Below are 22,344 nucleotides of genomic sequence, written 5' to 3' on the forward strand. Positions count from 1 at the left end.
GAGTCCTATCCGTTCGACAGTTCCTCGGCACGGGCCTTTGCGGCGCGTAGGTCGACCTTGCCGGCCGCGGTGCGCTCGATGGCGTCGACGACGTGGATCTCCTTGGGCGCCTTGTAGCCGGCGATGAGGGTGCGCACGTGCGCGCTGAGGTCGTCGTACGCCGGCGCGGTGCCCTCGCGCGGCACGATCAGCGCCGTGACGCGCTGGCCGAACCGCGGGTCCGGGACGCCGACCACGACCGCGTCGAAAACGTCCGGGTGCGACTTGAGGGCGGACTCGACCTCGTCGGGGAAGACCTTCTCGCCGCCGGTGTTGATGGTGGCGCTGCCGCGGCCGAGCAAGGTGAGCGTGCCGTCGGCCTCGATGAGCGCGAAGTCGCCGGGGAGCACCCACCGGCGGCCCTCGCCGTCGACGAGGAACGTGGCGCGGGTCTTCTCGTCGTCGCCGTGGTAGCCGAGCGGGATGTGGCCGCTGACGGCGAGGCGTCCGACCGTGCCGGAGCCGGGCTCGACGGGCTTGAGGTCGTCGTCCAGGACGGTGGTCGTCTTGGAGGACGCGAATCGGGTCGCGCCGCCGGGGGCGCCGGCCTGCCGGGCCGCGGCGCCGGTCTCCGAGGCGCCGAAGCTGTCGATCACGAACAGTCCGGCGACCTTCTCCAGTTGGTTGCGGACCGGGGCGCTCATCGGGGCGCCGCCGTTGCTGACCGCCATGAGGGAGGAGAGGTCGTACTTGCCCTTGTGCTCCTCGTACCAGTCGGCCAGCGGCCTGGCCATGCCGTCGCCGACGACGGAGAGCGAGAGCACCTTCTCCTTCTCGACCAGTGCCATCACGGCGTCGGGCTCGAAGCGGCGGCCGGTCCACAGCAGGTACGTGTTGCCCATGTAGAAGGTGTTCCACATCGACCACTGCCCGCCGCCGTGCATCATCGGCGCGAGGCCCATCATCACGTGGCCGGTGGAGGCGAGTGCCTCGGCGGCGAGTTCCTCGTGTGTGGTGATCTTGGGCTTGCCGACCCGGCCGGCCTGGAGGGCCGCGAAGAAGATGTCCTCGCTGCGCCACAGTACGCACTTGGGCATGCCGGTGGTGCCGCCGGTGTAGAGGCCGTACAGGTCGTCGCCGCTGCGCTCGCCGAAGCCGCGCTCGGGCGACGCGGCGGCGAGGGCGTCCTCGTAGCCGACCGCGCCGGGGACGGTGTGCTCGGTGCCGGTGCCGTCCTCCAGGAGGACCACGTGCCTGAGCGCCGGGAACTTGGGGACGAGGCGGGCGACGGTGTCGGCGAAGGCGCGCTCGACGACGAGGGCGGCCATGCCGGAGTTGCCGTACAGGTAGTCGAGCTCGGCCTCGACGTACCGGTAGTTGATGTTGATCGGCACCGCCCGCGCCTTGTGCACGCCGACCATGGTCTCGATCCACTCGGCCCGGTTCCACGCGTGCACCCCGACGAAGTCCCCGGGCCGCACGCCGGCGCCGATCAGGTGGTGGGCGACGCGGTTCGCCCGCTCGTCCAGCTGCCGGTAGGTCAGGCGGACGTCGCCGGCGACGAGCGCGGCCCGGCCGGGCACGGCGTCGACCACGGCCTCGAACAGGTCGGCGAGGTTGAACGTCGGGCTGGTGCTCATGGGACTCCCCACGCGAGGACTGAGGACTGGCGCGAACTGACACGTGACTGCAACAGGTTTCAGAAACATACCCTTGACAAGGTCAAAAACATAGCCTGAGGCTGGAGGCCGGCACGGCCGACGAAGGTCCGGGCACACAGGGGAACACAGGAGTTTCGGGATGCGCGTTCACGACAAGATCTTCATCGGCGGCGAGTGGGTGGAGCCCACGGGCACCGACACGTTCGACGTGCACAACGCCTCGACGGAAGAGGTGATCGGCCGCGTTCCGGCCGGCACCGAGGAAGACGTGAACCGCGCGGTGGCCGCGGCTCGCAAGGCCTTCCAGGGCCCCTGGGCCGCCGCGACGCCGGACGAGCGCGGCGACGTCCTCGCCGCCCTGTCGGCCGGCATCATGGGCCGCCTCCAGGAGTTCGCCGAGGTCATCGCGCAGGAGACCGGCTGCCCGATCGACAACTCGGTCGGCGTCCAGGTCTTCAGCTCCACGATGGTGCTGGACTACTACGCCAAGCTGGTCCGCGAGTACCCGTTCGAGGAGCAGCGCCAGGGCGCGATCTTCAAGACGCTGGTACGCCGCGAGCCGGTCGGCGTCGTGGCGGCGATCGTGCCGTGGAACGTCCCGCTGTTCGTCACCGTCCTCAAGCTCGCCCCGGCGCTCGCCGCGGGCTGCACGGTGGTCCTGAAGCCGTCCCCGGAGACCGCGCTCGACGCATACATGCTGGCCGAGGTCGCCCTCGAGGCGGGCGTGCCGGCCGGCGTGCTCAACATCGTCGTCGCCGACCGCGAGGTCAGCGAGAAGCTGGTCGTGCACCCGGACATCGACAAGGTGTCGTTCACCGGCTCCACCGCGGCGGGCCGCCGCATCGGCGCGCTGTGCGGCGAGCGCCTGCGCCCGCTGACCCTGGAGCTCGGCGGCAAGTCGGCGTGCATCCTCATGGAGGACGCCGACCTCGACGTGGCCGTCCCCGGCCTGCTGCCCGGCTCGTTCAACAACAACGGCCAGGCGTGCGTCGCGCAGACGCGCGTGCTCGCACCGCGCTCGCGCTACGACGAGGTCGTCGCCAAGCTGGCCGAGCACGTGGGCGCCATGACGGTCGGCGACGCGCTGGAGAAGGGCCTCGCGATCGGCCCGCTGGTCTCCGAGCGGCAGCGCGACCGGGTGCTGGGCTACATCGAGAAGGGCAAGGCCGAGGGCGCCCGCGTGGTGGTCGGCGGCGGCCGTCCGGAGGGCCTCGACAAGGGCTGGTTCGTGCAGCCGACGGTGTTCGCGGACGTCACGAACGACATGACCATCGCGCAGGAGGAGATCTTCGGCCCGGTGCTCGCGGTCATCGCGTACGACGACATCGACGACGCGGTCGCCATCGCCAACGACTCTCCCTACGGCCTGTCCGGCGGCGTGTGGGGCACCGACGTCGAGGCGGCCACCGAGGTCTCGCGGCGCATGGAGACCGGCACGGTCAGCGTCAACTCGTGGGTGGCGATGGACTTCGGGGCGCCGTTCGGCGGCTACAAGCAGTCCGGCCTCGGCCGCGAGCTGGGCCCGGAGGGCCTGGACGCGCTGGTCGAACTGAAGACGGTCGTCCTGCCGTAACCCGTGCGGGGCGCCCCCGCTACCGAACGGCCCGGAGCCTGGTGGTACTCCGGGCCGTTCGTCGTTTCGGCGGTGACGGGGCTGCCGGGGCACGCCGCTGCCATCATGGCTCGGGTGGACAACGACGACAGCCTTCACGACAGCTTCACCCACCCCCCGACCACCCGAACAGGCCCGCGACGCAGCCGTCTTGCCCTCGCCTCCCTCGCCCTCGCGGCGACGCTGGCGGCGGTCTCCGCCTGCGGCTCGGACGACGAAGGCACCCCCGACAAGGCGTTCCCGACGGGCGGCGGCAAACCGACCGGCCCGACGGTGACGGTGGTGCTCAGCGCCCCCGTCGGCGCGTCCGGCGCCGACCTGGAGCGGGCCCGCGAAATCCTGGACCGGCGCCTGGAGTTGACGGGTGTACCCGGAACCGTGGAACTGCGCGACGGCCGCCTCGTGGTGACCGGCGCGGCCGCCGACCGGGAGGTCCTGACCGGCATCGAACGCCGTGGACGCCTGGAGTTCCGCCCCGTGTACGCCGCCGAACCGGTCGGTGCGGCCGCACCGGCCCCCGCCCCGCCGGGCGCGACCGGGAGCGGCGAGCTACCAGGCGTCTCGGCGGAGTTGCGTGCCACGTACGCCGCTCTCGACTGCTCCCAGCCGACCGCGCCGCCGACCACCCTGCCGTCTGCCGACGCCCCCGCCGCCGCATGCGCGCGGGACACGACCGACGGAACGGTCGAACGCTTCCTGCTCGGCCCGACGGCACTCGACGGCGGCACGGTGCAGAAGGCCACTGCCGAGGAGCCGGACGAGATGCCCGGCCAGTGGCAGATCACCATCTCGTTCAACAGCGCCGGCGCCGACAAGTTCGGCAAGCTGACCACCGACCTGAGCAGCGGCTCCCAACCCACCGACCGCCTCGCGGTGACCCTCGACGGCGTCGTCCTGATCGCCCCCACCGTGGCCCAGCCGCTGAGCGGCGGCACCGCGGTCATCACCGGGAAGTTCACCCGCGCCGACGCCAGGCGCATCGCGGCGTCGCTGCAGACGGGCGCGCTGCCGGTGCCGCTGACCGTGGAGTCGACCACGTAGCAATACGCGAGGGCACGTGACGCGGGTGCGGGCCCGGACGCGGGCACGAATACGGGCGCGGGCGCGGCAGCCAAGACCGCGACCCGTGCCCGTTGCCTTGCCTTGCCCTGTCCTGCCCGGCTCGCAGCCGGGGCCGCGCCCAAAGTTCATATTCCGGTCATATCGCGACGCGCGCGTATCTTCGGACACAGACGCGTGCACATCCCTGATCTATATGAGACGATCATGTCTCATATGAACAACGTCAGTCCTGAACCCGATCCCCGGCGGTGGGCGGTGCTCGCGATCCTCGCGGGCAGCCTGCTGCTGATTGCCATGGACACGACGATCCTCAACGTCGCGTTCCCGTCCCTCGTCGAGGACCTGCAACCGGGGTCGGTGCAGCAGCTGTGGATCATCGACGCGTACGCACTCGCGCTGTCCGGGCTGCTGGTCACCGCGGGCGCGCTCGGCGACCGCTGGGGACGCAAGAAGCTGCTGCTGATCGGCTTCGGGATCTTCGCGGCAGCTTCCCTCGGCGCGGCGTTCGCGACGGAGGCGTGGCACGTCATCGCGGCCCGGGCGATGCTCGGCGTCGGCGGGGCGGCCATCATGCCGTCGACGCTGTCGATCTTGCGGACGGTGTTCCACGACCCGAAGGAGCGGGCCCTCGCGTACGCCATCTGGGCCGCGGTCTTCGGCGGCGGCATGGCGGTCGGCCCGGTGGTCGGCGGCCTGCTGGTGGAACAGCACGGCTGGGAGTCGGCGTTCCTGCTCAACATCCCCGTCGCGCTCGCGGTCATCGGCTTCGGGGCGTGGCTCGTACCGGAGTCGCGCAAGCCGCGTGCCGGACGCTGGGACTGGTGGGGCGTCGCGCAGTCGATCATCGGCATGCTGGCGCTCGCGGGCGGCATCAAGCAGCTCGGCAAGGGCGGCGTGAGCGATCCGGTCGCCTGGACCCTGCTCGCGATTGCGGCAGTCGCCCTGACCGTCTTCATCCGCCGCCAACTGCGCATCGCGCATCCGCTGTTGCAGGTACGGCTGTTCGGCAGCCGATCCTTCAGCATCGCAGCGTCGGCCATCTTCCTCAGCATGATCGCCATGGGCGCGGTGCTGTTCCTCGTGACGCAGTGGTTTCAGTACGCGGAGGGCTTCTCGCCGTTGGAGGCGGGCGTACGGCTGCTTCCGGCACCCGTGGCGCTCATCCTGACGTCGATCGTCACGCCCGTGCTGATGCACCGTTTCGCGATCCGGCACGTGCTGGGCGTGGGGCTGATGATGATGGCCGTGGCGCTGGCGCTGCCCTGGCTGGTGAACCACTCGGGGTCGATCAGCTACCTGGAGATCGCCGTCGCGCTCGCCCTGCTCGGCGCCGGAGCCGGCATCGCGACGACCGTCGCCTCGGTGACCCTCATGGCGGCGACTCCGTCCCGGGACGTCGGCGGAGCGGCGGCCATCGAGGAGACCTGCTACGAACTCGGCGCCGCCATGGGCGTGGCCATCCTCGGCAGTCTCGCGGCCGCCCTGTACCGCACCCACCTGCCCGACCTGGGCGACGACCCGGTCGCCGACTCGGTGCAGGACTCGATCGGCGAAGCGGCCCACGTGGCGGCGGGGATCGGCGGCGCGGAAGGTGCGGCGCTGCTGGAGGAGGCCGCCTCGGCGTTCACGTCGGGCATGACCCCGACCTTCCTGATCGCCGCCGCACTCCCCTTCGCCGCCGCGGTGTTGGCCTGGACGCGCATCCCGAAGGACCTGCGGCCGACCGAGAACGCCGAGCACTGAGGTGGCGGTTGCCGCGGCCTCGGCATCAGGTCCCGTCGACGATGCGCAAGTCGCATCTACGCGTGCCGTCTTCGACGTGCGCGACGATGTCACCTGCCTCGACCGCTGCGGCGAACCCGTCGAACGGCCATGACGTGCCCTCGCCGATCGACACCAAACCGTCCGCATACACGGAGAGTTCCACGAGCTTCTAGCGACCTTTGGTGCGGTGGAGGACGAGGGGGGTCTGCCCCTCCACCCGGTTGCCGTCGGCCAGTCGGTGAGTGGCTTCACGCGCCGAGTTCAGGACGGGCCGCGTGCGCATGATCAGACCGGTTGGCCGGACAGCAGCCCGGACGCAGTCGCGGTCAGGTAGGCAGGAACCGGAAGATCGATGTTCGACCGTCCCAGGGGACCTGCACGCGGCCGTCGCCCAAGGCGTCGAAACAGTTTCCCCCGACGCGCAGGACCGCCTCGTTGCCTGCGGAGTTGCGGAAGAACACGGCCTGGCCGGGCCGGCCGAGCAGGCACACAGGGCCATTCCAACTGGTGCTCAGCGGAAGGCTGTTCACCGTACGCGCGAAGTTCTCACTCGCCGCGGCCGAGAGCGTCCGGCCGGTCGGCTCCGCCCCCGGCCCCGGCAACGGGAATTCGCACACCAGGACCTTGCCGGGACGCTCAGGCAGCATCGCGCCATTCGTCACACCCGGGTTGGATGCCTCCGGTTGGCGTGTCGGACACGCTGTCAGGGCTGTGCCCTGCGGCTCCTCCTCCGGTGCCGGTCCGCGGGTGCCCGGTGCCGGGACGTTCGGTACACCCCTGCTCGGCGCACTCCTGCTCGGTACCCCCAAGTCCGGTGTTGCCGTGTCCGCCTGGTCGCCGCCTCCGCGCCATTCGAACGGGTCGCCCACACCGACGCCGACAGCCGCCCCCAGGGCCAACACCACTGCCCCGGCCGCGACCTGCACCCGGGCCCGCTGCCGTTTGCGCGCCGAACCGGCCACCTGCTCGTACAGGTTGAGAGGCGCGGCAACCTCCGCGACGGCGTGCCGCATGCAGGTACGCAGATCGCCGTCGTCCATGTCGTGTTCCCGCTCGTCGTGTTCCCGGATCATGGGTCCGCCCTCTCCGCCTGCGTCATCGCGTCCTGTCGATCCCGCCGGGCGGCGCGTTCCCGCAACGTGCCCAGCGCCCTGTGCAGTTGGCTCTTGACCGTCCCCACGCTGCACCCCAACGCCTCGGCGCACTCGTCCAGCGTCAGGTCGTCGTAGAAGCGCAGCACGACCACGGCCCGCTGCCTCGGCGGCAGGCGGCGCAGATCGGCGAGCAGCGCCTCGGCGTCGTCCCACCGGGTGAACGCGTCGCCGCCGTCCGGGAGGGCGAGGATCGCGGCGTCCGCCGCCACGTCGGTCGGGTATTCGCCGTGCCACTTGCGTCTTCGCCAGTTCAGGAACGTGCTGGTCATGATCCGGCGCACGTACGCGTCGACGTTCTCGCCCCTGCTGACCCGCGCCCAGCGCGGCCACACACGTACCAACGCGGCCTGCACCAAGTCCTCGGCCAGGTGCCGGTCCCCGGTCAGAAGAACGCCGATACGCACCAAGTGGTCCCTTCGTGCCGCGACGTACTCCCGGAACCCGGGCGGATCCTGCATGAGGTCGGTCCTTCCTCCGTCGACGTGCCGCCACCCCCTGAACAACCCAGGGCCCCGAAAGCGTTGCCACGGGACGGTCGTGGTCCGTGAATCGCGTATCAGTCACGGAATTCCGAAACCGCCCATCCGGTCGGTCGGATTCCGCTACGGTCGCGGCCTGACCTTGGGGGTGGGGAATATGCGCGTAACAGTCGCGCCCGAAAACAGTCGGCGCCACGGAAGAGCGTTCCGGGGGTGGGACGCATGACGTACCCGTCGCAGCAGCCGTGGGGAGCACCACCGCCACCGCCGCCGATGCGGCAGCCGTGGCACACGAAGACCGGGTGGATCGTCGTTCTCCTGATCGTGTTCGCGCCGGTGGGGATATTCCTGCTCTACCGCGCGGGCATATGGCGCGGGACCGCGCGGCACGTCGTCGCCGCGGTGGCGGGCATCTGGTTCCTGATCATCGCTATTGGAAGCGCCGCCGGCGACCCGAAGGACAAGGAGGCTGACAAGCCGACCGAGCCAGCCGCGGTCATCAGCACCACACCGGCGACGCCCGGCAGTTCCGCGCCGCCGTCCACGGAAGCGGCCCCCGTTCCGGCGACCACCGCACCGGAGCCGACGACGGCCGCACCGGAGCCGCCGCCCACGAGCGCACAGCCCGTCACGGTGGCACCGCCGGCACCCGTGGAAACAAAGCCCGCACCGCCGCCCGCGACAAAGCCGGCCCCCGCTCCGACGACACGTGAGCCGACGCCCGAGCCTGAGCCGACTCCGGAGGAAGAGTCCGTCTATTACAAGAACTGCAAGGCGGCGAAGGACGCAGGCGCTGCACCGGTCCGCATCGGACAACCTGGCTACGGCCGCCACTTGGACAGCGACGGAGACGGCGTCGGCTGCGAAAGCTAGTCAGGGCGGTTCACGAATGCGAGTTCGGGCCGGTGCCATCTGTGGCGCCGGCCCGGCTCAACCGTTCGACACGCCGAGCGACGAGGTCAACGCCGACCAGGAGCTCAACGGCAACGCGAGATGACCGCAACCAGTCAACTTGGAGTCGCGGACCAGCATCGCCGAAGCCTCCACGGCAACCTCGACACACTCTCCGCCGTTGCCACCGCTGTGGCTGCTCTTGCGCCACGCGACAACTTGGGTGCCAGCTTGTCCGCTGTTGCTCATAGTTCTCGCCGCACTTTCTCGATCAACGCCAAGGATTGGACGGGGTCGAGCGCCTGCGCCCGGATGCTGCCGTATCGTGCGGCCAGGATACGAACTTGCTCCTGGTCAGTCACCAGTCTGCTGACGTCTTGCACCTCCACATAGGCAACTGGCTGCCTCCCCTTGGGGGTCAGCAGGATGAACGGGCCCTCCATTCCGGCATGGCCCTCGCAAGTCAGCGGCAGCACTTGCAAATGGACGTTCCGCATGGCGCCGATGCGAAGCAGACTCGCGAGCTGATGCTGCTGGACAAGCGCACCGCCGATGCAGCGCCGCAATACCGCTTCCTCGATGACCACGCTGACCGTCGGAAGGGGCCACGCGGTCAGGATCTCCTGCCTCGACAGCCGCGCGGCCACTCGTTCGTCGATCTCGCCTTCACCCAGCAGCGGCTGACGAGCAGTGAAGATGGCACGGGCGTACGACTCGGTCTGCAACAGCCCTGGGATCGTCAGCGTTGCGTAGAAGTGCAGTTCGACGGCGGCCTTCTCCAAGCGCGCATAGTCCAGGAACCAGGCTGGGTGCCGCACTCGGGACCGCGACTTCGCGCGTTCGACATCCTCGACCGCGACCGACAGCAGTCCCCTGCCGTCCACCAGGCGGTCGACCGCTTCCAGGAACTCCGGTTGCGGGGTGCGCCGACCGCGTTCCACCGAGAACACCGTCTCCTCGCTGTACCCGAGCTGATCGCCCAGCTCGCGTCGCGACAGCCCCGCGCGTTCGCGCAGCACCTGGACTTGGCGACCGAGTGCCCGGAACAGGTCCGCGCCGCCGGCCTCGTCGAGTGGTTCGTTTTCCGCCATGGGCACCGTGCCTTCTTCGGTCGCGCAGCGCACCCCCACCGGCACTCATCGTAGTCAACACCACGTCCACGCACGGGGGTTCTCCGTACGCGTCGTACAGTTCAGCGCGTACGTCCCGTACATCCGCGCGGCGTACGGTGGCCGGGAGTGGCCGTCTGCCAACCGGAACGTCCACGCTCCTCGCCATGGACACCAGCACACACCGCGACGAACAGCGCCGCACACTGTGTCAGTTCGCCTGCGAGGCCGAGGCCGGTCCGCTCGGCGTACGCCGACTCTGCACCGCCGCCGGGGCCCAACTCGCCGCGTGGGGTTGGCCCGCGCGGTCCGACGTCGCGCAGGCCGTCGCGTTGGTCGTAGCCGAGTTGGGCGCGAACGCGGCGACACACGGGGCCCGAGGCGGCGCGGTGATCGTGCTGCGCATGGGGGCGCTCCCGGACCTCGCCGCGCCTGAAGCAGTGCGGGTGGAGGTGACCGACGCGCGCGGGGACGTCGCGCCGCGCACCGGCTGTCCTTCGGCCGAGGCGGTGTGCGGGCGCGGGTTGCTCTTGGTGTCGGCGCTCGCACGCCGGTGGGGTTGGTACCGGAACGGAGTCGAGGCGAAGACGGTGTGGGCCGAGATCGCCGTCGGATGACGACCGTCAGAGCAAGCGCGCGGCTCGTTCGGCCATCATCACGCAGCCGAGGTAGGTGTTTCCGGCCGGGAGCTTCGGCATTGCGGAGGCGTCCACCACGCGCAGGCCGTCGACGCCGCGCACGCGGCAGCGGGCGTCGAGGACCGCGAGTGGATCGCCGTCCGGGCCCATGGCGCACGTGCTGCCCAGGTGGCCGTAGCTGATGAGGCCGGAGGCGACGAGGGTGGCGGCCGCGTCCGGTGCGCGGAGGTCGGCGACCGGGTGCACACGTTCGGCGGCGAGCGAGGTGAAGGGCTCGGACTCCTCGAGTTCGGCGATGCGGCCCAACAGCCAGTCGAATCGGGCGAGATCGTGGTCGGTGAGCGTCGGCATGACGACGTCGGGTTCGCTGTCGGGATCCGTGGACGCGATGGACACCCTGCCTCGGCCCGTGACGTCGAGCAGGAACGGCACGACGGAGAAGTGCGTGCCCTGCTCTCCCGGTTCGCCGACGGGGAGGTTGAGGACGTGGAAGTCGATCGTCGTCGCCTCGGGTGTCCGACCGACCCAGACGGGCTGAACCGGACCGCCGCGCAACGGTGTTCCGCCGGGGTGGCGGTAGAGCAGGGCTATGCCCAGGTGGTCCTGGAGGTTCGCGCCCACGCCGGGAAGGTCGACGGACACCGGCACGCCCAGGGCGTCGAGGACGGACTTGGGCCCGATGCCGGAGCGCTGGAGGAGCGCGGGGGATCCGGTGGCGCCGCAGCACAGGATGATCTCGGGTGCGGTGTAGGCGCGGTCGTCGGAGGTGACGACGGAGGTCGCCCGGCCGTCGACGACGGTGACGCTGGCGGCGGTGGCCGCGGTGACGATCCGCAGGTTGGGGCGTGCGCGCACCCCGTCAGGGAGGTACGCGCGGCTGACCGTCAGGCGCTCGGCCCCGTCGGGCGAGGTCGTGAGCGGGAAGATGCCGATGCCCGGCAGGCGGCGCGGGTCGTTGACGTCGTCGGCCCACGGCACGCCGAGCGTGCGCACCGCGGCCTGGAACGCCCGGTGCGACTCGGACTGTTCGTCGAGCGGGGACCGGCGTACGACCAACGGTCCGCTGCCGCCGTGCAGTTCCGTGTCGCCGAAGTCGAGGTCCCGTTCCATGCCCCGGAACGTGGCCAGGACGTCGGGCCAGCCCCAGCCGTCGAGGCCTCGCGCGGCCCACGCGTCGTAGTCGGACGGCTGGCCGCGCAGGGTGGCGAGGTAGTTGACCGCCGACGTCCCGCCGAGGACTCGGCCCCGCACCATCTGCACGGTGCGGTCGGCGCCGGCGGACATCGCGTAGGGCCGCGCGAACGGCGTGCCCGCCCACACGTCCCCGGCCGAGGCGGGCCGCAGCACGCTCGCGTCGTACTCGGCGTCGTCCGGCCCCTGTTCGAGCAAAACGACGCGCCGCTCCGGGTTCTCCGACAGCCGCGCCGCGAGGACCGCGCCGCTGGTGCCGCCGCCGACGACGATCACATCCGCGTCCATCGCCACTCCCCTGCCTACGCGGGCCGTGGCCCAACTGCTTGACCGCGTCACCTTATGCGGCAAAGGGAGGCGAGTCGAGGGTGATCCGTCGTGGCGTCAGGCGGTCGCCGCGCCGGCCGGGCCCTCGTCCTCCGCGGTCCGTTCCGCGTACGCCAGCAGCAGGTCGGTTCTCCGGAGCTTCGCGAGGGACCCGTCGTGGTCGTGGGTGACGACTCGTACGGCGAGGACCGGCCGGACTAGGCCGCCGAGTTGGATCACTCCGTCTGCGCGTGGCTGCACGGCTGATTGCGGCCAGGTGGGGGCCGGTTGTGGCTGACGGCCGAAGTCGCCAAGAACGTCCGAGGGCCTGTGCCCCCGCCGATACGGCGGGGGCACAGGCCCTCGAAGGTTCACCGGCTCACCCGGACCACCAGCTCACCGGTCCGACGCGATCCGATGCGATCCGATGCGGTCCGATGCGGTCCGAGGGTCAGACGTACTCGCCCGCCGGCGTGGCCGCGAAGCCCGCGCCGATGCGCAGCGCGTGCTCGTTGGCGCCGCCGAGGGAGAACTCGATCTGCTTGGCGTGCACGAAGTAGCGGTGTACGAAGTACTCCTCCGCGATGCCCATGCCGCCGTGCACGTGCACGACCGCGTGCGCGACGCGGTGGCCGCCCTCCGCCGCCCAGAACTTGGCCGTGGAGATGGCCTCGGTGGCGTCCAGTCCCTCGCCGACCTGCCAGGCTGCCTGCCACGTCGTCAGGCGGATCGCCTCGACGTCGATGTAGCAGTCCGCGAGGCGGTGTCCGACGGCCTGGAACGAGCCGACCGGGCGCTTGAACTGCTCGCGCGTGCTGGTGTATTCGGCCGCCGAGCGCATCGCCTTCTCGGTGACGCCGAGTTGCAGCGCGCACAGGCCCAGCGTCGCGCGGTCGCGCAGCCAGACGGCCACCGCCGTGTCGACCGCGCCGCCGAGCAGTGCCGAGTCGGCCACCGCCGCGCCGTCGAGGGTGAGTTCGCCCGCGATCTCCTTGGCGGTGGTCAGCTGCGGGGTCAGCGTGACGCCTTCACCGTCGGGCGAGACCAGGAAGACGCCCACGCCGTCGTCCGTCGCGGCCGGGACCAGGATGACGTCGGCGAGAGTCCCGGCCGGGACCGCGGTCTTGACGCCGTCCAGCTTCCAACCGCCGTCCACACGCGTGGCCTTGACCGCCGGCGCGGCGGCGTCGCGGCCCAGGCGTTCGGCGAGCGCGGCGGTCAGGATCTTCTCGCCGGACACCGCGCCCGGCAGCCAGGCGGTCTTCTGCTCGTCGGTGCCGTGCGCGGCGATCGCGGCGGCGGCGACGGAGGAGGCGTACACCGGAACGGGGGCGAGCGTGCGGCCGACCTCTTCGAGGACCAGCACCTGCTCCAGGACGCCGAGGCCCGAGCCGCCGTACTCCTCGGGCAGCGAGATGCCGAGGATGTTCGCCTTGCCCAGCTCGGCCCACAGTTCGCGGTCGAAGCGCGGCGCGCCCTCGCCGGTGACCTTCGCCTCCAGCGCGGTCAGCGACTCGTGCGTCACGCGCTCGGTGAGGATCTGCCGGACCAGACCCACCAGGTCCTGCTGCTCTTCGGTGTATGCGAAGTCCATTTCGCATCTCCCTTTTCTGACAGTGACAGTGGTTGACGGTGGGTCGGGTTCAGCGCGGCGGACGGGGCATCCGCAGGCCGAACATCGCGATCATGTCGCGCTGGATCTCGTTCGTGCCGCCGCCGAAGGTGAGGATCAGCGCCGAGCGGTACATCTTCTCGATCCGGCCGCGCAGCACCACGCCCGGGGCTTCGGCGGTGAGGTACGCGTCCTCGCCGAAGCACTCCATGAGCAGCCGGTACGCCTCGGTCGCGAACTCCGTGCCGAAGATCTTGGTGGCCGACGCGTCGGCCGGTCCGACCTTCGCGCCGTGGTCGACCGCCCAGGCGATCTTCCAGTTGATCAGCTTGAGGTACTCGACCTTGGCGTGCACGCGGCCGAGGTTGAGCTGCACCTGCTCCTGGTCGATGACCCGGGTGCCGTCCGGCAGCAGGGTCTGCTCGGCCCAGCGGCGCGTCTCGTGCAGCGCGAGCTGTACGGCCGCCGCCGAACACAGCGCCACGCGCTCGCGGTTGAGCTGCCCGGTCATCAGCGCCCAGCCGCCGTTGACCTCGCCGACGACCGCCGAGGCCGGCACCCGCATGTCCTCGAAGGTCAGTTGGCTGACGGTCTGGCCGCCGAGCGTCCTGACCTCGCTCCACGACATGCCCGGCGTGTTCGTGGGCACCAGGAAGATGGTGAGGCCCTTGTGCGCCTTGACGTCCGGGTCGGTGCGCGCGGCCAGCCACAGGTAGTCGGCGACGTGGATCAGCGAGATCCACATCTTCTGCCCGTTGACCACGAAGTCGTCGCCGTCGCGTACCGCCCGCGTACGCAGGTTCGCGAGGTCGGTGCCCGCCTCCGGCTCGGAGTAGCCGATGGAGAAGTGCATGTCGCCGGACAGGATCTTGGGGAGGAAGAAGTCCCGCTGCTCCTGCGTGCCGTACTCCATCAGCGTCGGGCCGACCGTGTTGATGGTCAGGAACGGCACCGCCGCGCCGGCGAGGGTGGCCTCGTCGGTGAAGATCAGCTGCTCCATCATGGAGCGGTCCTGGCCGCCGTACTCCTTGGGCCAGCCGATGCCGAGCCAGCCGTCGCGTCCCATGCGGTTCGCGACCTGCCAGTACGCGCCGTCGCGGCCCTGGAGCGTGGTCTCGCCGGATGCCTGCGACTCGCGGACCTCCGGCGTCATGATCCCGGCGAAGTACTCGCGGAGCTCCCGGCGCAGCTCATCCTGCTCCGGTGTATAGGCGATGTGCACGGTTACCTCCCGGGACCGCGGTCCCTTGTGGATGCGTTCGTCGTACGAAGCGGACGGGTACGGACGGCGGTTCCGCCGGGTTCCGCGAAGTCGCCCCGTACCGGGCGGACTTGCGGACCCCGACGGCGCCTAGGGGGCCACGGACGTGAAGTCCGCGAACCCGGAGGGATCGTGGCGGCCGAGGCAGCCGTGCTCGAACAGGCCCCAGCCCTCCGCGCCGTCGCAGGTGGCGCGGGCGACGTGGTCGATGATGCTGAACTTGGCGCGTCCGGCGGCGGCTTCGTCGTTCGCGGTGTCGACGACGACGCCCTCGCTCCAGTCCCGACCGCGCCACTGGCCGTGCGTCCAGGTGGGGTCCATGCCGTAGCCGGGGCCGCAGTTGAGGACCACGTGGCCGAGCGGCTCGACCTCGACGACGACCGGCTTGCCGGTCAGGTCCTTCATGCGCAGGGTGGCGCGCACCGGGTTGCGGGTGCCGGAGGCGTACTCGATGTCGAACTCGGGCCAGCCGAGTTGCTCGGGGCGGCGCCCGGTCGCGGCTGGCCAGACGCGGGTGGCCTGGTTGAGGGTGCGGGTGCCGTCCGGCTCCTCCTGCACGATCACGATGATCGCGAAGTCCTCGAAGCGCAGCGGCACGTACGTCCACCACATGCCGCCGTCGGGGTCGCGCTCGGCGGCGGCGCGCCCGGGCGGCTCGGCCTCGCCGCTCGGCCGGATGCCCCACGAGCGGTCGCGGGTGCCCAGCCAGGTGTCGGGCGTGACCGCGTAGTCGGTGCCCTCGACGTTGAGCGTGCCCTCCCAGGTGCCCACCTGCGCGAACCGCTGCGCGTCCAGGATCACCCGGCCGTCGCGCAGCAGGACGTGCGGCTCCTCGTCGACGGCCGGGAAGCTGCCGCGCCACGTGAGGTCCATCGCGATGCCCTGGTCGGACGCGTCGCACACCACGCGCAGTTCGTTCAGCGGCTCCTTGACCTCGATGCGGTACGCGCCGACGGCCGGGTTGAGCCGGTCGTCGTTCGCCGCGTCGAAGGCGTCGGACAGCCGGACGGTGGTGTGCCGCCCGCGCCGGCCGACGGTGACGAACGCGTCCTTGACCCCGAGGTTGGGGTAGACGCCGTACCCGGTCACGACGAACACGTCACCCGTGCGGTCGTGCGCGTTGAAGTAGTAGCGGTCGTAGAAGTTGCGGTCGCTGCTGGCGACGCGCGCCATGGACAGCGGCGTCTGGTGGACCGGGAACTCGTCGAGCGGAGCGGGCAAGGCAACGTCCTTTCGGGTGCGGGCCGGTCGCCGGGGGTGCCCCGGCGGCCGGCCCGTGGGTCAGCCGCGCGGCAGTCCGAGGATGCGCTCGGCCACCACGTTGAGCTGGATCTCGCGGGTTCCGCCGCCCAGCAGGACCGCGGGGACCGACAGGTACGCCGTGACCAGCTCGCCCGCGAGCCCGTCCAGGCACTCGTCGGCGAGTCCGGCCTCGGCCACGCGTTCGAGTCGGGCGGTGACCACGGCCCGCTGGTGCTCGGTGACGGCCAGCTTGAGCACGCTGGACGCGGCGCCGGGGTTGAGGCCGGACAGCTGCTGGAGGGTGGAGCGCAGGGTGAGGGCGCGCAGCGCCCAGTTCTCCGCGGCGAACCCGCCGAGCCGGACCGCGGTCGCCTGCGAGGCACCCGCAGCACCGGAGGCCCCGATGTCCTGGAGCAGCTTGCCGAACGCCGCCATGCCGGGGCCGCCCGCGATCATGACGCGCTCGTTGGCGAGCGTGGTGCGGGTGATGACCCAGCCCTGGTTGACCTCGCCGACGACGGACTCGTCCGGGACGAAGACGTCCTCGAGGAAGACCTCGTTGAACTCGGACTGCCCGTTGGACTGCTTGAGCGGGCGTACGTCGATGCCCGGCGTCGCCATGTCGACGATGAAGTACGTGATGCCCTTGTGCTTGGGCACGTCCTGGTCGGTGCGGGCCAGGCAGATGCCGAAGTGCGCCTCGTGGGCCTTGGAGTTCCAGACCTTCTGGCCGTTGAGCTTCCAGCCGCCCTCGACCTTCTCGGCGCGGGTGGCGAGCGACGCGAGGTCGGAGCCGGCGCCGGGCTCGCTGAAGAGCTGGCACCAGACGATGTCGCCGCGGAGCGTCGCGGGAACGTAGCGGTCCTTCTGCGCGTCGGTGCCGTGCGCCATGAGCGTCGGGAGGGCGAACTCGCCGATGACCGTGGACGGCTGGGTCAGGCCCGCGGCGGCGAACTCCTGCTGGATGACGATCTGCTGGGCCGGGTTCGCGGCCATGCCGTAGGGCTTGGGGTAGTGCGGGGACACGTACCCGCACTCGTCGGCGAGGAACTGACGCCGCGCCGGCTCGTCGAGCTCCTTGGCCCGGACCAGGTTGGCGGCCACCTCGGCACGGAAGTCGTCGAGCCCGCCGCCCACTTCGAGGTCGAAGCGGCGCTCCGGGCCGCCGTCGAGCGTGGCCAGCGCGCGGCGGCCCAGCAGTTCGGCCCAGTCGCCGGTGGGGCCGAGCAACTGCGCGAGGAACACGCCGCGCCGCCAGTAGAAGTGGATGTCGTGCTCCCACGTGAAGCCGATGCCGCCCAGCATCGTGATGCAGTCGAGGGCGATCTCTCGGGCTACCGGCAGGCACACGATCGCGGCCTCGGCGGCGGCCAGTTCGAGCTGGTCCTCGGCGTCCGCGCCGGTCTCGTCGGCGGCCCGGGCGGCGTCCCACGCGGCGGCCGTGGCGACCTGGAGACGGGTGAAGAGGTTGGCGGCCTTGTGCTTGACGGCCTGGAAGGAGCCGACCGCGCGGCCGAACTGCTCGCGGACCTTGACGTACTCGACGGCGGTCTCGAAGCACCAGCGGGCGACGCCGACGGCCTCGGCGGAGGCGAGGACGGCCGCGAGGCGGCGTACCCGCTCCGTGGTGACGCCGGGCAGCACCTGCGACGAGGTGACCTCCAGGGCACGCGCCGTCACGCTGCCCACGCCGCGGGCGAGGTCGACACCGGTGAGCTGCGCGACCTCGATCGCGTCGCGTCCGCCGGGGGCCACGACGAACCAGATCTCCTCGCCCTCGCCGGTACGCGCGCCCAGCAGCAGGTACCGCGCGTTGACGGCACCGGGCACCGGGCCGACCGTGCCGTCGACCTGCCAGCCGACCGGCGTCGCCCGTGCGGTCAGGGTGGGCGCGACGGCCACCGCTCCGGTCGCCCCCTCGGCGAACTTGGGCAGCAGGGCCTTTGCGGGCTCGGGGCCGGCGTACCGCGCCAGCAGCGCGCTGGTGAGCACGGTGGGCAGCAGTGGCCCGGGCAGCAGCCCGCGGCCGGTCTCCTCCAGCGCCACCGCGAGGTCGAGGATCCCGGCGCCGGCGCCGTCGTACTCCTCGGGAAGGTGGATGGCCGGCACCCCGGAACCCACGAGTCCGTCCCAGAAACCGGGCACGGCTCCGGCGGAGAGCGCCTCGATGTCGCGGCGGGTCGACTCGACCGACGCGTGGCGCTTCGCGAATCCGGCGACCGACTCGGCGAAGGTCCGGTGCTCGGGCGTGTATCCGATGGGCACGTTGAATCCCCTATCTCTGCGGGCTCCGGCCCTGAGGGGGCCAGGCCCGCCGATCCTGATGATCCGACAATATCCTTGTCAAGGTCAAAGGAAAAGACAGGTGACCTTCGCTTATCCCCCAGGCCGAGGCGTCTCGAATGCGCGAGGCAATCCACCGGGGCAATCCACCGAGGCCATCCGCCGAGGGCCCGGCAGATGGCCTCGTGCGCCTCAGGCGCCGGCGGGGCGGGTGCTGGGGAGGCCGAGCTTGCGGTGGTCCCAGGAGACGATCTTGTCGGGGATCACCTTGATGACGATGCGCTTGTTGAGCATCATCTCCACGGCCGGACGCATGGCCTCGGTGTACGGCGTGGTGTAGCGGCTGAAGACGTCGACGCCCAACTCCCAGATGCGCTCGGGCTCCTCGACGATCTCGGCCTTGCCGACGATCGAGACGCCGCGCAGTTCCTCGTAGTAGTCGCCGGCCTCGACCAGGAGCGTGATGTTCGGGTTGCGGCGCAGGTTGAGGACCTTCTGCGCCTTGGCCTTGCTCTCCAGGGCGATCTCGCCCTCCAGGAAGCCGTACCACATGCCGATCGAGTGGATGCTGCCGTCGGGATTCAGCGTGGACATCGTCATCGAGTGCCGCTCGGCGAGGAACGCCGTCACCTCCTCGGGGGTCATCTTGACCTTGTCGCGCTGCTTGACGCCGTGGCCCATGTGCTCGCCCATGCCGACCCTCCGGGGAAATGTGGTTGCTTCAGTCAAACAATGCCACAGAGTGCACCGGCGGACGCGTACGCGACAACCCCCGCCGCCACACCGCCCCCTTGCTCCTTGACGGTCCGTCAGATAGTCCTGGACGCATGACTCGCACCGATGACTCCGAAGTCCCCGACTACCCCGGGCGCCTGCGCCTCGACGGCAAGGGCGTCGTCGTCCTCGGCGCGGGCCAGGGCATCGGACGGCAGGCCTCGCACGCCCTCGCGCAGAGCGGCGCCAAGGTCCTCGCCGTCGACCTGGACGCGGACCTCGCGGCCGACATCGCCAAGGAGGTCGACGGCTTCGCGTGGTCCGGGGACGCCACGTCGCGCGAGGACGTCGCGGCGCTGTGGCAGCAGGCGGAGACGCAGTTGGGCCGCGTGCACGCCGTCGTCGACATCATCGGCATGAGCCGCTACAAGGACCTGCTCTCGACGACCGACGAGGACTGGGCCTGGCACCACGACATCGTGCTGCGGCACGCGTTGCTCGCCGTACAGTTCGGCGGCGCGCACATGGCCCGGAACGGGGGCGGCACCATCACGTTCGTCGCCTCGGTGTCGGGGCTGACGGGTGCGCCGATGCACGCCGCGTACGGTGCCGCGAAGGCGGGGCTGATGTCGCTCGTACGCTCGGCCGCGGTCGAACTGGGCCCGTCCGGCGTACGCGTCAACGCGGTGGCGCCCGGCGTGGTGTGGACGCCGCGCGTTTCGGCGTACCTCGGCGAGGCGGGCCGCGCCGCCAACGCCGCGAACGCCCCCGTGCGCGACGTGGCCCGGCCCGCGGACATCGCCGGCCCGCTGCTGTTCCTGACGAGCGACCTGTCGCGGTACGTCTCCGGCCAGGTGCTGAGCGTCGACGGCGGCGTGGGCGTCAAGTTCCCGTACCCGCTGCCGGACATGGACGTCGCGCCGCACTGACCGCCCGCGAAGGTCTTCGGCCCGGATCTTCGACACCTGCCGCAAGGCGCCGCTGCGGTACGCCGCATCACGCCGCATATGGCGCGGCCCCGTCCGCTTCGGGGGATAGCAGACGGGGCCTTGCCGTGCCGCCGCCGTGGGAGCTGAGAAGGCTCGACGGGGCACGCTTTCGGGTGGGGACGAGGAGAAGGGGACGAGGAGAAGGGGACGACGGGAACGGGAAGAAGCGGGGCCGGACGAGACCGGGACCGGGGTGCCCGGGTCAGGTCCGCGGGGCTCCCGCGGCCGCGTCCCGCCGGCTCTCCGCCGCCTCCGAACCGCCGCCGGCCGAACCGGTGGCAGCTGAACCGTCGGCAGCCGCGCCGCCCGGGACCGCCGCGGCCGAGCCGCCCTGCGCCGGGCCGTCGGCCGCCTGCGCGGCGACCTGCTTGGCGGTCTGCAACGGCTGCTCCTTGATCAGCAGCACGGCAAGCAGGGCCACCAGCCCGAAGGGTGCGGCGACCATGAAGATGTCGCCGATGGCGTGGCCGTACGCGCTCTCCACCACAGTGCGTACGCCCGGCGGCAGGTGGCGGACATCCGGGATGCCGCCGCCCGCACCGCCTCCACCCGCTCCGCCGTCCGCGAGGTAGCCGGCCACGCGGTGCGACATGACGGCACCCAGGATGGACACGCCGACCGCGCCACCGAGGCTGCGGAAGAACGCGACGATCGAGCTCGCGGCGCCCAGTTGGTGCAGCGGCACGGCGTTCTGCACGGCGAGCACCAGGTTCTGCTGGAGCGCGCCCACGCCGACGCCGACGAGGAACATGAACGCGCCGAGCAGCACCAGGTTGGTGTCGTACCGTGCGGTGCCCATGAGGACCAGCCCCGCGGTGAGGGCGACGCCGCCGCCCACGAGGTAGCGCTTCCAGCGGCCGGTCGCGGTGATGAGGCGGCCGACGACCGTGGAGGTGAGGGCGAGGCCGAGGATCATCGGCATGGTCATGAGGCCGGAGACCGTCGGGGACTTGCCGCGGGCGATCTGGAAGTACTGGCTGAGGAACACCGAGGCGCCCATCATCGCGAGGCCGACGGCAAGGCTGCCGATGACCGCGAGGACGACGGTGCGGTCGCGGAACAGCCACAGCGGGATGACCGGTTCGGCGGCGCGCTGTTCGACGGCGAGGGCGAGGCCGAGCAGGACCAGGGCGCCGCCGATCATGGCGCCGGTCTGCCACGAGAGCCAGTCGTACTGCTCGCCGGCAAGGGTGACCCAGATGAGCAGGAGGGCGACGCCGCCGCTGATGAGCGTGGCGCCGAGGTAGTCGATGCGCACGCCTTCGCGGCGGACCACCGGCAGGTGCAGCGTCTTCTGCAGGATCACCAGCGCCACGACGGCGAAGGGCACGCCCACGTAGAAGCAGCCGCGCCAGCCGAGCGCCGAGTCGACGATGACGCCGCCGATCAGGGGGCCGCCGACGGTGGCCAGGGCGAAGGTCGCGCCGAGGTAGCCGGTGTACCGGCCACGCTCCCGCGGCGAGATCATCGCGGCCATGATGACCTGGGCGAGCGCGGTCAGGCCGCCGACGCCGACACCCTGGATGACGCGGAAGCCGATCAGCATGCCCGAGCTCTGCGCGAGCCCGGCGAGCATCGAGCCGACGACGTAGATGGTGAGCGCGAGCTGGACCAGCAGCTTCTTGCTGAACAGGTCGGACAGCTTGCCCCAGATGGGCGTCGTGCAGGTCATCGCGAGCAGCGTCGCGGTGACGACCCAGGTGTACGCGGACTGCCCGCCGCCCAGGTCACCGATGATCCGCGGCAGTGCGGTGCTGACGATCGTCGACGACAGGATGGCCACGAACATGCCGAGCAGGAGCCCCGACAGGGCCTCCATGATGCGGCGGTGCGTCATCGGCTCCCCGGAGGTGCCTCCGGGTCCGGCGACGGCAGGTGTCGCGGCTGATGCGGCGGAGCTCGCCATGCGTACTACTTCCCTTCGAGCCCGCCTCCGGCGGATCGCGCCGGGGCCGGGCACCCCTTACCGAGTCTTCTTCGCATGCCTTGGGGGCAACGCGGCAGAGTCGTTGCCCGGTACAACTGTAGGGCACATTAGTTGCGGAATGCAACTTTAACAACTCTTGGCATTCGGGCGACGCCGCGCGTCCGCCCGCCGCGCCTGCGGGGCATACGGCCGGAATCGGACTTAGCCTGAAAACATGTCAGGAACCAGCAAAAGCGGAGGAAACAGCAACTTCCTCGCGCAGATCGACAACCGAACCTGGCTGACGATCGCGATCGTCATCCTCAGCGTGTGGTTCGTGCTGGCCAACACCGCGTCCGCGTCGATCCGGTTCTGGATCCCCACGGTCGAGGCGCCGATGTGGATCGTGCTGATCGGGACCTTCGCGGTCGGCGCGTTCACCGGCTGGATGGTCAAAACGCGCCGCGGCTGACCCCGCGGCCGACCCCCCG

Annotated in this window: 21 protein-coding genes; 7 read left to right on the plus strand and 14 right to left on the minus strand. The window is 71.0% G+C overall.

Annotated elements, in window-relative coordinates:
- Positions 1–5 precede the first annotated feature (5 nt).
- Positions 6–1,619, minus strand: a complete 1,614-nt coding sequence (locus ACWD12_RS11280) for an acyl-CoA synthetase (protein WP_450099306.1) — start codon at positions 1,617–1,619, stop codon at positions 6–8.
- Between the two features lie 160 nt (positions 1,620–1,779).
- Here ACWD12_RS11280 and ACWD12_RS11285 point away from each other — a divergent pair, with 160 nt between their 5' ends.
- From ACWD12_RS11285 to ACWD12_RS11295, 3 genes are all read left to right on the plus strand, one after another.
- Complete coding sequence (locus tag ACWD12_RS11285; protein WP_450099307.1) at positions 1,780–3,213, plus strand: aldehyde dehydrogenase; 1,434 nt, start codon at positions 1,780–1,782, stop codon at positions 3,211–3,213.
- Positions 3,214–3,327: 114 nt separating this feature from the next.
- A complete protein-coding gene (locus tag ACWD12_RS11290) occupies positions 3,328–4,293 on the plus strand; it encodes a SecDF P1 head subdomain-containing protein (RefSeq protein ID WP_450099308.1) in 966 nt (321 codons plus the stop codon).
- 234 nt (positions 4,294–4,527) lie between these two features.
- On the plus strand, positions 4,528–6,057 hold the full coding sequence (locus tag ACWD12_RS11295; RefSeq protein ID WP_450099309.1) for an MFS transporter: 1,530 nt from the start codon (positions 4,528–4,530) through the stop codon (positions 6,055–6,057).
- A 25-nt stretch (positions 6,058–6,082) separates the two neighbouring features.
- Here the strand turns inward: ACWD12_RS11295 and ACWD12_RS11300 are convergent, their stop codons facing one another.
- From ACWD12_RS11300 to ACWD12_RS11310, 3 genes are all read right to left on the minus strand, one after another.
- Positions 6,083–6,241, minus strand: a complete 159-nt coding sequence (locus ACWD12_RS11300) for a hypothetical protein (RefSeq protein WP_450099310.1) — start codon at positions 6,239–6,241, stop codon at positions 6,083–6,085.
- A 163-nt stretch (positions 6,242–6,404) separates the two neighbouring features.
- Positions 6,405–7,151, minus strand: a complete 747-nt coding sequence (locus ACWD12_RS11305; RefSeq protein WP_450099311.1) for a hypothetical protein — start codon at positions 7,149–7,151, stop codon at positions 6,405–6,407.
- Positions 7,148–7,690 (minus strand): SigE family RNA polymerase sigma factor, encoded by a 543-nt coding sequence (locus ACWD12_RS11310; protein ID WP_358347847.1) that lies wholly within the window; start codon positions 7,688–7,690, stop codon positions 7,148–7,150. Before ACWD12_RS11310 ends, ACWD12_RS11305 begins: the two co-directional genes overlap by 4 nt.
- 243 nt (positions 7,691–7,933) lie before the next feature.
- Between ACWD12_RS11310 and ACWD12_RS11315 the strand changes: the two genes are divergently transcribed.
- Positions 7,934–8,584, plus strand: coding sequence for an excalibur calcium-binding domain-containing protein (locus ACWD12_RS11315; RefSeq protein WP_450099312.1), 651 nt, complete (start codon positions 7,934–7,936; stop codon positions 8,582–8,584).
- Positions 8,585–8,641: 57 nt separating this feature from the next.
- Here the strand turns inward: ACWD12_RS11315 and ACWD12_RS11320 are convergent, their stop codons facing one another.
- Positions 8,642–8,851 carry a DUF397 domain-containing protein gene (locus tag ACWD12_RS11320; RefSeq protein ID WP_450099313.1) on the minus strand — a complete coding sequence of 70 codons (210 nt, stop codon included), beginning with the start codon at positions 8,849–8,851 and terminating at the stop codon, positions 8,642–8,644.
- Positions 8,848–9,693 (minus strand): helix-turn-helix domain-containing protein, encoded by an 846-nt coding sequence (locus ACWD12_RS11325; protein WP_450099314.1) that lies wholly within the window; start codon positions 9,691–9,693, stop codon positions 8,848–8,850. The genes ACWD12_RS11320 and ACWD12_RS11325 overlap by 4 nt, the downstream gene beginning before the upstream one ends.
- A 185-nt stretch (positions 9,694–9,878) precedes the next feature.
- On the opposite strand from ACWD12_RS11325, the gene ACWD12_RS11330 reads away from it, so the two are divergent.
- Positions 9,879–10,328 carry an ATP-binding protein gene (locus ACWD12_RS11330; RefSeq protein WP_450099315.1) on the plus strand — a complete coding sequence of 150 codons (450 nt, stop codon included), beginning with the start codon at positions 9,879–9,881 and terminating at the stop codon, positions 10,326–10,328.
- 6 nt (positions 10,329–10,334) lie between these two features.
- Here the strand turns inward: ACWD12_RS11330 and ACWD12_RS11335 are convergent, their stop codons facing one another.
- The 7 genes from ACWD12_RS11335 to ACWD12_RS11365 form a co-directional block, all read right to left on the minus strand.
- On the minus strand, positions 10,335–11,828 hold the full coding sequence (locus tag ACWD12_RS11335; protein ID WP_450099316.1) for a GMC family oxidoreductase: 1,494 nt from the start codon (positions 11,826–11,828) through the stop codon (positions 10,335–10,337).
- A 96-nt stretch (positions 11,829–11,924) separates the two neighbouring features.
- The gene (locus ACWD12_RS11340) at positions 11,925–12,107 is read right to left on the minus strand and encodes a hypothetical protein (protein WP_450099317.1); all 183 of its coding nucleotides are present in this window, start codon (positions 12,105–12,107) and stop codon (positions 11,925–11,927) included.
- Between the two features lie 190 nt (positions 12,108–12,297).
- On the minus strand, positions 12,298–13,440 hold the full coding sequence (locus ACWD12_RS11345) for an acyl-CoA dehydrogenase family protein (protein WP_450099318.1): 1,143 nt from the start codon (positions 13,438–13,440) through the stop codon (positions 12,298–12,300).
- A gap of 49 nt (positions 13,441–13,489) precedes the next feature.
- Positions 13,490–14,680 carry an acyl-CoA dehydrogenase family protein gene (locus tag ACWD12_RS11350; RefSeq protein ID WP_450099319.1) on the minus strand — a complete coding sequence of 397 codons (1,191 nt, stop codon included), beginning with the start codon at positions 14,678–14,680 and terminating at the stop codon, positions 13,490–13,492.
- Between the two features lie 129 nt (positions 14,681–14,809).
- A complete protein-coding gene (locus ACWD12_RS11355; RefSeq protein ID WP_358347891.1) occupies positions 14,810–15,940 on the minus strand; it encodes a hypothetical protein in 1,131 nt (376 codons plus the stop codon).
- A 60-nt stretch (positions 15,941–16,000) separates the two neighbouring features.
- Positions 16,001–18,226, minus strand: coding sequence for an acyl-CoA dehydrogenase (locus tag ACWD12_RS11360; protein WP_450099320.1), 2,226 nt, complete (start codon positions 18,224–18,226; stop codon positions 16,001–16,003).
- 210 nt (positions 18,227–18,436) lie between these two features.
- Positions 18,437–18,937: a pyridoxamine 5'-phosphate oxidase family protein gene (locus tag ACWD12_RS11365; protein WP_358347897.1), complete on the minus strand. Its 501-nt coding sequence runs from the start codon at positions 18,935–18,937 to the stop codon at positions 18,437–18,439.
- A gap of 134 nt (positions 18,938–19,071) precedes the next feature.
- Here ACWD12_RS11365 and ACWD12_RS11370 point away from each other — a divergent pair, with 134 nt between their 5' ends.
- Entirely contained in the window at positions 19,072–19,887 is an 816-nt protein-coding gene (locus ACWD12_RS11370) for an SDR family NAD(P)-dependent oxidoreductase (RefSeq protein WP_358347900.1), read from the plus strand.
- Positions 19,888–20,149: 262 nt separating this feature from the next.
- Here ACWD12_RS11370 and ACWD12_RS11375 read toward each other — a convergent pair whose 3' ends face one another.
- Positions 20,150–21,853 carry an MDR family MFS transporter gene (locus ACWD12_RS11375; protein ID WP_450099321.1) on the minus strand — a complete coding sequence of 568 codons (1,704 nt, stop codon included), beginning with the start codon at positions 21,851–21,853 and terminating at the stop codon, positions 20,150–20,152.
- 235 nt (positions 21,854–22,088) lie between these two features.
- Between ACWD12_RS11375 and ACWD12_RS11380 the strand changes: the two genes are divergently transcribed.
- Positions 22,089–22,325 (plus strand): LapA family protein, encoded by a 237-nt coding sequence (locus ACWD12_RS11380; RefSeq protein ID WP_358347906.1) that lies wholly within the window; start codon positions 22,089–22,091, stop codon positions 22,323–22,325.
- Positions 22,326–22,344: the final 19 nt, after the last annotated feature.

This window comes from Streptodolium elevatio, assembly GCF_053592165.1.